General features: G+C 48.9%; 10 protein-coding genes. 4 read left to right on the top strand and 6 right to left on the bottom strand.

Going from position 1 to position 12,513, the window contains the following annotated elements; all coding sequences use genetic code 11:
* Positions 1-403: 403 nt before the first annotated feature.
* Positions 404-1,942 (bottom strand): acetaldehyde dehydrogenase ExaC, encoded by a 1,539-nt coding sequence (gene exaC / locus MES37_RS14865; RefSeq protein ID WP_064542486.1) that lies wholly within the window; start codon positions 1,940-1,942, stop codon positions 404-406.
* Between the two features lie 179 nt (positions 1,943-2,121).
* Here exaC and MES37_RS14860 point away from each other — a divergent pair, with 179 nt between their 5' ends.
* Positions 2,122-2,991, top strand: coding sequence for an ROK family protein (locus tag MES37_RS14860; protein ID WP_064542483.1), 870 nt, complete (start codon positions 2,122-2,124; stop codon positions 2,989-2,991).
* 54 nt (positions 2,992-3,045) lie between these two features.
* On the opposite strand, the gene MES37_RS14855 is transcribed toward MES37_RS14860, so the two are convergent.
* Together MES37_RS14855 and MES37_RS14850 are read right to left on the bottom strand one after the other, a co-directional pair.
* A complete protein-coding gene (locus MES37_RS14855) occupies positions 3,046-5,013 on the bottom strand; it encodes a glycoside hydrolase family 127 protein (RefSeq protein ID WP_237931864.1) in 1,968 nt (655 codons plus the stop codon).
* Between the two features lie 9 nt (positions 5,014-5,022).
* Positions 5,023-6,420 carry an MFS transporter gene (locus tag MES37_RS14850; protein ID WP_237931862.1) on the bottom strand — a complete coding sequence of 466 codons (1,398 nt, stop codon included), beginning with the start codon at positions 6,418-6,420 and terminating at the stop codon, positions 5,023-5,025.
* A gap of 238 nt (positions 6,421-6,658) precedes the next feature.
* Here MES37_RS14850 and MES37_RS14845 point away from each other — a divergent pair, with 238 nt between their 5' ends.
* Entirely contained in the window at positions 6,659-7,483 is an 825-nt protein-coding gene (locus MES37_RS14845; protein WP_121814711.1) for a helix-turn-helix domain-containing protein, read from the top strand.
* Positions 7,484-7,486: 3 nt separating this feature from the next.
* Here MES37_RS14845 and MES37_RS14840 read toward each other — a convergent pair whose 3' ends face one another.
* Together MES37_RS14840 and MES37_RS14835 are read right to left on the bottom strand one after the other, a co-directional pair.
* A complete protein-coding gene (locus MES37_RS14840; protein ID WP_237931860.1) occupies positions 7,487-7,960 on the bottom strand; it encodes a hypothetical protein in 474 nt (157 codons plus the stop codon).
* Positions 7,950-8,735: a winged helix-turn-helix domain-containing protein gene (locus MES37_RS14835; RefSeq protein ID WP_064542467.1), complete on the bottom strand. Its 786-nt coding sequence runs from the start codon at positions 8,733-8,735 to the stop codon at positions 7,950-7,952. Before MES37_RS14835 ends, MES37_RS14840 begins: the two co-directional genes overlap by 11 nt.
* A 617-nt stretch (positions 8,736-9,352) precedes the next feature.
* On the opposite strand from MES37_RS14835, the gene MES37_RS14830 reads away from it, so the two are divergent.
* Together MES37_RS14830 and MES37_RS14825 are read left to right on the top strand one after the other, a co-directional pair.
* Positions 9,353-9,787: a winged helix-turn-helix domain-containing protein gene (locus MES37_RS14830; RefSeq protein WP_443107259.1), complete on the top strand. Its 435-nt coding sequence runs from the start codon at positions 9,353-9,355 to the stop codon at positions 9,785-9,787.
* Positions 9,788-10,106: 319 nt separating this feature from the next.
* On the top strand, positions 10,107-11,969 hold the full coding sequence (locus MES37_RS14825) for a methyl-accepting chemotaxis protein (RefSeq protein WP_237931858.1): 1,863 nt from the start codon (positions 10,107-10,109) through the stop codon (positions 11,967-11,969).
* Positions 11,970-12,146: 177 nt separating this feature from the next.
* Here MES37_RS14825 and yajD read toward each other — a convergent pair whose 3' ends face one another.
* Positions 12,147-12,494, bottom strand: a complete 348-nt coding sequence (gene yajD, locus MES37_RS14820) for an HNH nuclease YajD (RefSeq protein ID WP_064542459.1) — start codon at positions 12,492-12,494, stop codon at positions 12,147-12,149.
* Between the last annotated feature and the right edge of the window lie 19 nt (positions 12,495-12,513).

Here is a 12,513-nt window from a genome sequence, read left to right as displayed (position 1 = left end):
GATATGTATGCAACTATTATTATTATGACGAAAATGATATCAAACACATTCTTGATCGCTTTGATTATACTGGGGTAAATAAGAACAATGAGTTTTCAATTAGATCTAACTTGGTAAACATAGAAATTGATGGCCGCAATGCTAAATCTTTCTATGATAAACCATAAGCTCCCCTTACACTCCATTAATTATTAAAACAATATAAACAAAGGAATATCAAATACCACTACCCACCAGACCCAGTGCACCAATCGATTGCGGTGGCATTATTGGTGGTGGTACAGTTAATATTGACTGAAGGTGAGGAATCTAAACCCTGTAAGACTAATGAAAATAACCGATTTTCAATGCAGGGCGAAAAGGAATACACCAATCCCCTTCGCCCTACCCTATTTCCCGCCTATCAGAACAACCCTAACGGCTTATCGGAATAACTCACCAGCAAACATTTAGTCTGCTGATAATGCTCCAGCATCATTTTATGGGTTTCGCGCCCGATGCCAGATTGCTTATAACCCCCAAACGCGGCATGTGCCGGATAAGCGTGATAACAGTTCGTCCACACGCGCCCAGCCTGAATGCCACGGCCCATTTTGTAAGCCAGATTACCGTTACGGCTCCAGACACCTGCGCCGAGGCCGTATTCAGTGTCGTTCGCCAGTTCCAGCGCCTCTTCCATGGTTTTGAAGGTTGTCACAGCGAGTACCGGGCCGAAGATCTCTTCCTGGAAAACACGCATGTTGTTTTTACCAAACAAAATCGTCGGTTCGAGGTAATAACCGGCTTTCAGGTCGCCTTCCAGTGCTTTACGACGCCCGCCAGTGAGCACATCCGCGCCCTCTTTCTTACCGATATCAATGTAGTTGAGGATGGTTTCCATCTGCCCTTGTGAAACCTGCGCGCCCATTTGCGTGCGCGAGTCCAGCGGGTTGCCGCTACGGATAGACTCAACGCGGCGAATGGCGCGTTCCATAAAGCGTTCGTAAATGGATTCCTGCACCAGCGCGCGGCTCGGGCAGGTACAGACTTCGCCCTGGTTGAAAGCAAACAGCGCGAAACCTTCCAGTGCTTTGTCGAAGAAGGCGTCTTCTTCATCCATCACGTCGGCAAAGAAGATGTTCGGGGATTTGCCGCCCAACTCCAGCGTTACCGGAATAATATTCTGCGTCGCATACTGCATGATCTGCTGTCCGACTTCCGTCGAGCCGGTAAATGCCACTTTGGCGATACGTTTTGAGGTCGCCAAATATTCACCGATTTCACCACCGGCACCATTCACCACGTTGATAACACCCGGCGGCAGTAAATCGCCCACCAGCTCCATCAGCAACAAAACTGACAGCGGCGTCAGACGCGCTGGCTTCAACACGACGCAGTTACCTGCCGCCAGTGCCGGAGCCATTTTCCAGCTCGCCATCAGCAACGGGAAGTTCCACGGAATAATCTGCGCGACCACACCAAGCGGTTCGTGGAAATGATACGCCACAGTATCGCCGTCAACTTCACTGATCCCGCCTTCTTGTGCGCGGATGCAGGAAGCAAAATAGCGGAAATGGTCGATCGCCAAAGGCACGTCAGCGCCACTGGTTTCACGGATCGGTTTACCGTTATCCCAGGTTTCTGCCGCCGCGAGCAGTTCAATGTTCTGTTCCATACGGTCAGCAATTTTGAACAGGATATTGGCGCGGTCCTGAACAGACATACTGCCCCAACCGGCTTTTGCGTCATGTGCGGCATCCAGCGCTAAATCGATATCGCCTTTACTGGAACTGGCTATCTCGCACAGCGGCTGGCCGGTCACTGGGGTAAGATTTTCGTAGTATTTGCCGTCGACTGGCGGCACCCATTGGCCACCAATAAAGTTGTCATAACGCGGTTTAAGTTTGAGTGGGAAACCATACTCGCCGGGGATAATTCGGCTATCGGGAGGATTATTTGTCATCGGTATCTCCTTGTCGTTTGCACTCTCAAGCGTAGTCGGCAGTGGTGATTTCTTCGCCAGTGTTTAGAGGCTTTACGACACAGGTCACGGATTAGTCATCGAATGATTAGGAGTATTCAACCTGCAGGCTATTGGTTTTGATACATACTTAAATTTTGCCTTTCCAACAAGGATTGCTCATGCGCCTCTTTATAGGCTTCGACGTAGGCGGTACTCATGTTAAGCACGGTTTGTTCACTGAAGATGGCGAGGTGCTGATTGCCGAAGAATATGACACCCACTACGACAAGCAGCTGTTTCTGGATGCCTGGCAAAGTGTGGTGGCAGGTTATCGGCAGCATAATGAAATTGCCGGGATTGCTATCAGCTTCCCCGGATACATCAACCCACACACCGGGAATGTCCCTAAGGCGGGCGCGCTAGAGTTTCTTGATGGCAGCAACCTACTGGAGATTTTCGGTGCGCTGACCGACCTTCCGATCACCGTTGAAAATGACGCCAACTGTGCAGCTCTCGGTGAGATGTGGCTGGGCGCGGGCAATGAATATGACTCGCTGGTCTGCATCACGATTGGTACTGGTATCGGCGGCGGCATTATCGTCAACCGCAAATTAATGCGTGGCTCCCATTTCAGGGCGGGCGAATTTGGCGTACTGCCGGTGGGCAAATACGGCGAAGATATGCACCAGCTTGCCTCGGCGAAAGGGCTGATGGAAGCGTGTCGGCGTGAGATGAACATCCCCGCCGAAGAGAAAATCAACGGCCGAGATATTTTTGCCCGTGCCGAAACAGATCTGCATATTCAGGGCGTTATCGACAACTGGGTGAAATACCTGGCGCGCGGCATTTACAGCGTGGTATCGCTGTTTGATCCACAAGCCATTTTGCTTGGTGGCGGCGTCAGCACCCAGCCAATGCTGTATCCGATGCTGGAGCGCCACCTCGAAGGCTTTAAATTTTGGGATGTACTGAAAGTCCCGATTCGCCCCTGCAAACTCGGTAATAAAGCAGGAATGCTCGGAGCGGTATGGTTGGCGAAGCAGAAGTAGATAACAAGATTTTGGTGGATGTCGCTTACGCTAATCCACCTTACAAAAGTCTCATCACTCGCCATTAACCCAAATACGCATTTCCCCTTCCCCGCGGTTTGCCCAACTAAACCACGGAATAAAGGTCAGTTTTTTTGGCTCCGCGGTCACTGGAGATTTGTCGTAGTGATACAGCGCCTGCTGTTCAGCCTGTTTGCTTGCCATGCACAGGCCATCGGCCTGAATCAGCACTTTGTGGGCGAAAATGCCTTTGCCCTGAATCAGGTTAAATGTGCTGTCTTTCGGCAACCATAAGTTGTGTAGCTCTGCACCGTTATCGGCCTCTTCAAGGCAGTAGACCAGTGGACCACGTTGCACCGCGACTTTCCCGGCGACATGGCGCAACAGCGGGTTGCCATACACCCGGCGCACTGGCATCGCTAACGTCATGGCGATGCGATCGCCCTCTTGCCAGATACGCGTGATGTGCAAATAACCTTTACGAATTTCACCCTGACAAGCTTCACCGTTAAGCATCACAGACGGCTGTGAGCACCAGTCCGGCATACGCAGTGCAATGGTGTGTTGCACGGGTTGAGGTGAAGTCACCGCGATTTCCACCTGCTCATGCCATGGATAATCGCCACTGATTTTCAGCCCCAGAGATTTGTTACCCACTGGAACGTCCATCTCATTGCCGACGTATAAATGAACGTAGAGCGCCTCCGGTTGCGGGGTGTAAATGTAATGGCCGAGCGAAGTCAGCACGCGGGCGATGTTCGGCGGGCAACAGGCGCAACCAAACCAGCGCTGGCGAACCGGTTTTACGTGGTCGTAAATATGGTTGAACGCCAGGGTTTTCGGGTGCACTTCCAGCGGATTCACATAGAAGAAGTGTTTGCCATCCAGCGCCATTCCACCCAGCACCGTGTTATACAGCGCGCGTTCCATCACGTCGGCAAAGCGGCTGTCAGCTTCCATCTGCAACATGCGGCGGGCGTACATCATCAGGCCGATGGACGCGCAGCTTTCGGCGTACACCGTGTCGTTTGGTAAATCGTAATCCGAGCTGAACGCTTCGCCGCTGCTTTGTGAGCCAATGCCGCCGGTAATGTACATCTGGCGCTGCACCATGTTGTCCCACAAACGCAGGCAGGTCTGGCGTTTTTCTTCGTCTTTATGCAGCCGCGCCAGGTGCGCTACTCCCGCCATCAGGTAGACAAACCGCACCGCGTGGCCAATCGCCGTTTGCTGCAAGGCCAGCGGTTCATGTGCCTGGCTGTAGGCTTTGTCTTTCACCATCCACGCCGGGCCGTGAATATTCCAGTGCGAAGTACGCCCACGTTTTTCATATTCGATGTCGTAGAAATGCGGCTGTGCGCCACGTTCTTCAACAAAGTAATTCACCAGATTTAAATAGCGCGGATTGTCGGTCACTTCATACAAACGCATCAGCGCCAGTTCGATTTCCGGGTGACCGGGGTAACCGTGTAGCTGGTTAACGCCGGGGCCAAACACGCAGTCGATATGGTCAGCCAGGCGGCAAACCACCTCCAGTAAACGGCGCTTACCGGTTGCCTGGAAGAACGCGACACCCGCTTCAATCATGTGCCCGGCGCAGTAAAGCTCATGGCATTCGGCGAGATTCGTCCAGCGCAGCGTCGGTTCTTTCACCGTGAAATAAGTATTCAGATAACCGTCTTCGCACTGCGCTGCCTCGATCAGTTCGATCACTTCATCGGCGGTTTTTTCAAGTTCGGCATCGGGCTTCTGGCACAGCGACCACGCCACCGCTTCCAGCCATTTCGCCACGTCGCTGTCCTGGAAAACCATGCCGTAAAACTCGCCGTCTTTGCGCCCTGCAGCTATCTCAAAGTTTTCGATGGCGTGGCTTGGGTCAGCTTCGGTAATGCGGTCGTTCAATGCATCCCACTGATAGGGAATCACCACATCGCGCACCAGCCGTTGGTACTGGCCCAAAAACGCATCGGTCACTTTCAGTTTGTGCAGGTCAACTTCCTGTAATACATCGGGCTGATTCATAACAACTCCTCAGGCGGTCTGGACATGGCGCTGACGTAAGTCAGTGGAAATCTGCGCCATCATCGGGTTATTCAGGCGGCAACGGCGAATAGCCAGAGCCAGTAACAAATGGAATACGGCTGGCAGCAGGGTTTCCAGCGCCGTAATGCCGGAGAGCGACGCCGTCGTTTGGTGTTCAGGGCCAGGCTGATTCGCCACGAAAATAAACACCAGGCTGATGATTCCAGCACTGGCCGCCCAGGCTAATTTGATGAAGAACAGATTGAAGGCGAAGTTCATACCCGATGAGCGCACGCCGGTTTTCCATTCGCCGTAGTCATCGGCAAACGCCATGATGGAAAAGTGCAATGGCAGCGTAAAGCCGAGGATCACGCCGTTGGCCAATATTACCACCAGCCATAATGTCTGGAACGCCGCGCCAGTGGGCAACAGCCACATGCCAACGGCAAGTACCGCCAGCACCAGGTTGGTGTAGTAATAGAGTTTGACGGTATCGAACCACTTCGCCAGCGGGTTGACGATCACCGCACCCAGAATCGAGGCGAAGGTCACCATGGTGAAGAACAACGAGGCAAAACCGGCGCTGCCTTGCAGCACGTAAGTGATGAAATACATGTAGCCGCCGCCGCGCAGGTTAAAGACGTTGATCAGCAAGAATGACATCACCAGACTCAACAATAACTGGTCGTTTTTGCGCAAGCCCGCCAGGTGTTCGCGCAGCGTGAACTTGCCCATTAACGCCAACGGCACCCGTTCGCGCACCCAGAAGAAGCAGCACAGGAACATCACCACCGCCACTGCGCACAAAATGCCGACACCCATCTGGTAACCTTTGGCGGCATTACCCTGGCCGATGATTGCCACCAGCCACGGCAAGCCAACCGACACCAAAAAACCCGCCACGCCGCACAATACAAAACGCCAGGACTGGCAGGAAATCACCTCGTCGTGGCGCGTCGTCATGGTGTTGATCAGTGCGCAATACGGTACGTTGATGGCGGTGTAACTGACGGAAAGTAAAAGATAAGTGCCGAAAGCCCAGAGGATTTTCATGTTGTAACTGAGATCGGGCACGGTGAACGTCAACACACCGATCACGCCAATTGGCACCGCAACCCATAACTGCCACGGACGGAAGCGGCCAAAGCGACTTTGTGTTCGGTCAGCCAGAATGCCCATTAACGGATCGGAAATAGCGTCAAAAACACGCAGTGCGATAAACAGCGTGCCGACAATAGCGGGAGTTAAACCAAAAACATCGGTGTAGAAAAAGGTCAGGAAATTCATGATAAGACAGGTAATAACGGTGCCACCCGCATCACCTAATCCGTAACCTATTTTCTCGCGTATGGAGAGCCTGCCGTTTAACGCCGAAGTAGCAATATTATCTATAGCGGTAGAGGTCATGATAAAGCCTCGCATCGGGTAAGAAGTCTGGAGTTATTATTTTTTGTATTTGCAAAGTACCCGAATAATTTTGCATTCAATCTCAATACCAACAAGGCGATAACAAAGTATAAAAAGATGACAATTCCGACCTGAAGATAAAACTGTGAAGGAGATCGCCAAACGCCGTTAACAATCCCATCTGGCAGTTTATTTTATCTACACTACCGCAGTGTGAATGGATTAAAGGAGAATCTAATTGTTTGATTTAAAAATATCTTTACCCATTTCAGTGCAAAATGGCGGCTTGTTTATTTCGCGTGGCATCGGCAGCCATCCGCAACGTGAACTGGACTCATGGGAATTAATTTTCGTTGAAAAAGGGACACTTACGATCCGTGAGGACGACACACTATTTAGCGTCAGAGAAGGTGAGAGTTTATTACTTTGGCCACATCGAAAACACGTCGGCACAGGAACCTTCCCGGCAGACTTAAAATTCTACTGGCTTCATTTTGAACTCACTCCGCAGTGTGACAAAAAAACAGATTTTCCGGCATCGTTAATCTCGTTACCCCAACACGGGCAAGTCCTTAATCCCCAATACGTTATTTCGTTATTCCGTCAGTTTTTAAGCGAACAAGAATCCATGACGCGCAGCAGCGCACTGGAATTAATTTTATTGCTGATCATGCAGCAACTTTCCGTGGCGGCGCACGACAGTATACAGGCCGATAACAGTGGCGCGGCCCTTGCCTACAAAGCACAGCAGTTAATTCGCACCCAATTTCATTTGCCAGTTTCCACCTCAACACTAGCCAGCCAGCTACATTGTAATGCGGATTATCTTGGCCGCGTTTATCGCCAGACTTTTCAGCTAACCATTACCGATGCCATTCACCGCCAGCGCGTGTTGTGCGCTGAAAAAATGCTGATTACCGACTCCTGCTCATTGAGCGAAGTCGCCGAACGTTGCGGATTTCAGGATGTGAGTTATTTCAGGAAGGTGTTTCGTAAAAAAATGGGATTAACACCCGCCGCCTGGAAGCGGCGTTATTGTAAGGTGCATATAAATTCGGACTGAGGCTTATTTCTGCTTTGCCTGCATACAATAAAACAGCGGTGTGCCATCGTAGCTGAACAAATAACTCGAAGCATTTTCACGCTCAACTTGCAGGCTAATACCGCGTTCACGGTATAGGAAGAAGTCCGGTGTTTGCGGGAAATACTGGCCAAATAAATTCTCAACGCCACTGCTTTCTGTCGAAATCATGATGATATTGTCATCCTGATGCCAGTATTTAAAAGTGAAGTGGTTATTGGTATTCAACTCAGGCTTACCTTTTTCATGAAGTTGCCCAAGCGACGTGTAAACTCCCTTTCCGTTTTCAAAGGTAAAATGGGTCAGCATTTCATAGACGATATTTTCGCCAATAATGGTCGCAGTCGCATCACAGGAAAAGTGATCGCGTTTGTAAGACTGGTACCAGGCAAAGAGTAATGGCAACGCAATCAATACAATAATCAACACCCAACTCATCCCCCTTTTTTTAAGCTTCATAGCGATCTTTCCTGAATATGTAGGATTGGCATTCTGCATTACTGTATTCAATTTTTCGGTTACACAGCAGTACCGACAAACCCTGCAGAGAACGGTTAAGGGTCAAATAAGCGACACCGCCAGACTCACAGGCAAGGGGATAACGTTTATCCAACAACTTAAAAGTATGCAGACTTTTCTCCTCGCCAGACCAGGAGGAATAAAGAGCACAACCGTTGACCTGCCCTATATAGCTGTAATCGGAATAGTGGGATTCACCGCCAGACTGTTGGTGATAAAGCACACCGCAGGAAATAATAAATGCCACTCCAGCAGCCAGATACGCCCAGCGTGAATAGTGGCGCGCAGCAAGGTTGTGAGGCTGAACGCCTGGCTGTTCAACTTTAGGCGCGGGCGATAAAACGGTAGCCTCCACAGGCGTAATAAAGTCAGTTATTGTTCCCTCACGTAGCGTGGCAATTGATTTAAACCCCATTTTTGGTACGGTTTTAATGATGTTTTCCGCAAGCCCCGCTGACTGAAGCCCTTTTCTTAGCGATGCGATACTTTGATAGAGCGCATTAGTGGTGACCACCGCACCGTGTTTTTCCCACACTTGCTCAAAGAGAAATCTCTGCGTTAATACCTGTTGGTTGTGGCGAAGCAAAAGCAATAAGCATTCACTTGCTGGCGTGTGGATAACCACTTTGCTGCCAGGCTGCCCATCCATCGGCCGCAGGCTGTGTTCGTCCGGGTCAAACAGCACGGTTTCATTGATTAAAAAGACGGTGTTCATGTTGTCATCCTCGCCACAACCTATTCGGTCAATAAAGCCTTTTGCATGAGTTTCCCTGGAAAAAAATCTTATTCATATTTTTTCCTCTTAAAATCAATCTATTAAAGGAACAGCATCCGTAGCCACTCTCTGTGTGAGCAGACTTCTGACTAAGTATAAATCATATAAAATCACTCCTCCTTGCGGAGGAAATCGCTATGCTGATGCCATCTCAAAAACGAGCGGTTCAGAGATTACCCCTTCAGGGTTAAGGAATAATTTCACCACGCCACATAGCGAGTGATGCGCTGAAATAGATTTCTAAAACAGTCCATTAACTTTTTCAGCAGAACAATATTCTATATATATCAATGAATTCGATATTATAACTTGAGCCATAAGATAATGATGATATTTTAGATTTAAAAAACGACATTCATTCCATTTGCGATATTTTATTCCTGTAATTCAAATTACAACGAAGCTAAATTCCATAAAAAGCCAGAATGTGACGATGGACTACTCTGCTTACCCATGAGTTGTAAGTATTCACCGGAGTCATATAATCCATCCGTATAAACAGTAGGGCTTATAGGAAATGAACACGAGCAAGGGTGCCACAGTCGGATTTATTTTATATGAGCATGAAAAATATGGACTATCAATTGCATGGATTTATGATCGGCAAAGAAATCCATTTCGATATTGATAATGGAAGGTTGTATCGCCTTCCTTCTAGCAGTACAGAACGTAATTTTATTTTTGGCTCGATTTTCTTTAATGAAACCATGCTACAGCTATTTATTTATCTGTTGCTTCATGCGCGCCATAAGAAAGTGACCAAAGATGAATTACTCAAGAATGTCTGGGAAGAAAATAACCTTATTCCATCAACGCAACGTTTATGGCAGGTATTAAACAATCTTAATAAAAAGCTACATCTGCTGGGGTTACCCGGTGATTTCATTCAAAATATGAAAGGGAGTGGCTATATAATAAATCACATTGATGTCATACCCATTTATTACAAATTAAGTGATCTCACCCTTACCACTGGGAAAGAAAAGGATTAATACCATAAGGTCGTACCTTGAGTAAGTGCGACCAACGTAGGATGCTTTTGCCCTGACTATGGAAATACTCAGGGCCCTTTTTTTTATAAATATCTTCACCGGTAACTGGTTTTGCAACCTCTCCGTTCGAAATTCAGTTGCCGGTGAGGGTGTTTATAAAAGGTATTACCACTTGTATTTTTAGAATGATAGCAATCTTTATATAACAACGCTCACCAAAGGCTCTGGGGCCATTACTGGATAAAATATGAGTATAACGAATAGATTTTCAAATTTAAAAGTCAGCAGAAAACTCAGCTTAGGGTTTGCTGTTGTTTTTGTGATCACAATTATTATCGTGATGACTGGGATGCTGGGTCTGCGAAACGTCCAGGATAAAATAAGCAAAAGTGCCTTAACTGTTGAGTTAAATAAGAGCCTGACTGCGGCACGGTTAAGCCGAACCAATTACCAATATACCCATGGTGTTCATTACCTTGATCAAAACAGCAAAGCATTAAATCAACTGGCAGAAACGGTTACCCAACTGAAAAAATTGAGTTGGGCACCAGACAGTATGGATGCCGTGCTGAAAACAGAAAGTGCGGTGAAAAGTTACCTGGTCAGCACCCCTCCATTTATTAATGCGCTGAACCAAACGAAGTGTGATGAAGAACGTCTGGATTCAAAAGATCTGTATAAAAAGTCTGTTATGGCAGACAAACTCAGCCGCAGCCAAACGCTGCCAGCAGAACAACGCACTCAAGTAGCTCAACTGGGCTTTATATTTAATGACATCGACTCGATGTTAAATGATTACAAAACCCTACCCACTGAGAAATCGCGAGAGATTTTACAAACACGCTTAACCGCAGGCATTGCCCATGCCGAGCAATTGCTTCCTTTGCTACCCGCATCTGAGCAAACATGGGTACAGGCGGGTATCGCTGAAGCACAGGGCTATGTCACTGAGCTGCCTGCGTATCTTGCAGCGTGGACACAACAAAATACACTTTCCGCACAGCTCACTGACCGGGCGGTGGAGCTTACCCGCGCGATTAATGTGCTGTTCGATCTCCAGCAGTTGAAAGCTGAAAAAGTGGTTGCGACATCTGAGTGGGAAATGTCACTCGTTGCTCTGATTGGGGTATTGGCAGGTGTATTGATAGCGCTGGCGATCACCCGTTCGATCACCCGCCCGCTTAACCAAACTCTGTTAGTCGCCGAGCAAATCGCCAAAGGTGACCTCACCGGCACACTGGAAAGCCAGCGCGGTGATGAACTTGGTTTGCTGATGCAGGCGGTGTCGACGATGAATAATAATCTGAAGGATATCCTGCATAACGTACGCGATGGCGTCGATAGCGTCGCTCGTTCGTCTTCGGAAATTGCCGCAGGAAATATGGATTTATCTTCACGCACTGAGCAGCAATCCGCAGCGGTGGTGGAAACCGCCGCCAGTATGGAAGAACTGACTTCTACCGTCGCCCTGAACGCTGAAAATGCTAAGCATGCCCGCCAGTTAGCGGAATCCGCCTCGCAAAAAGCCAATGAGGGAAGCCAGATTTCGAAGATGGTTATCGACACCATGAAAAACGTGCAAAGCAGCTCGCACCGTATTTCTGAAATCACGACCGTGATTAATAGCATCGCCTTCCAGACTAATATTCTGGCGCTGAATGCGGCGGTTGAAGCGGCGCGAGCTGGGGATCAGGGGAAAGGTTTTGCCGTGGTCGCTGGTGAAGTACGCAACCTGGCACAGCGAAGTGCGCAGTCGGCAAAAGAGATTGAATCGTTAATTCACGAATCCGTTTCTTATGTCGATTCAGGTTTCCGCCTGGTGGAAGGTGCTGGGGTGGCGATGGACAACATCGAAACGTCAGTTATCCAGGTGAGAGACATCATGAGCGAAATTGCCGCAGCCACTGATGAGCAGAGCCGGGGGATTTCGCAGATTGCGCAGGCAATGGCGGAAATGGATACCACCACGCAGCAAAATGCGGCGCTGGTTGAAGAATCTTCGGCTGCCGCCAGCTCACTTGAAGAACAAGCAGTACAACTTGAAAAAGTGGTGTCGATATTTAGGGTTTCAAAAAACCAGGGTGAGACAACAACCGCTCGTCCATCTACTCACAACTTAGTCACTGCAATGCCAACCAGAACAGCTGCGCTCAACAATAGAGATAGCTGGATAGAATTTTAAAGTTTGTTTTTATTGTGCCAACACCAGAGAAATAAAGGGCGGGAAACCGCCCTTTCTGACTAATGACACAACTGGCGTATATGGTGGATGACGCTAACGCTTGTCCACCCTACAAAGTCATAATCGAACCGTAGCTCATACAGCAGCGTCATCCGAAAAAACCGGTTCATCCGCCAATTATTTCTTCTTATTCAACAGCGACTTCAAATCAGCGAACGGGTTGTACGTCGCTTCGCCAACGTCTTTTTGCGCGTCTTCACCGGCAACTACCGTGGTGCCGTATTGGTCGGCTTCGGTGTATTTCGAGTGCTCGTGGTCGTGACAATACAGGCACAATAGCTCCCAGTTACTGCCATCTTCCGGGTTATTAGTGTGGTCATGGTCGATATGGTGAACCGTCAGTTCGCGCAGGTTTGAATAGACAAACTCACGCGAGCAACGCCCGCATACCCACGGGTAAATTTTTAACGCTTTCTCACGGTAGCCACTTTCCAGCCGCGTGTAGTTTTTTGGGATCAGTGCCATGGTTAAGGTTACCTGGTAA

Source organism: Buttiauxella sp. S19-1 (assembly GCF_022134725.1).
Taxonomy (GTDB): domain Bacteria; phylum Pseudomonadota; class Gammaproteobacteria; order Enterobacterales; family Enterobacteriaceae; genus Buttiauxella; species Buttiauxella ferragutiae.
This window is presented reverse-complemented; position numbering and strand designations above follow the sequence as displayed.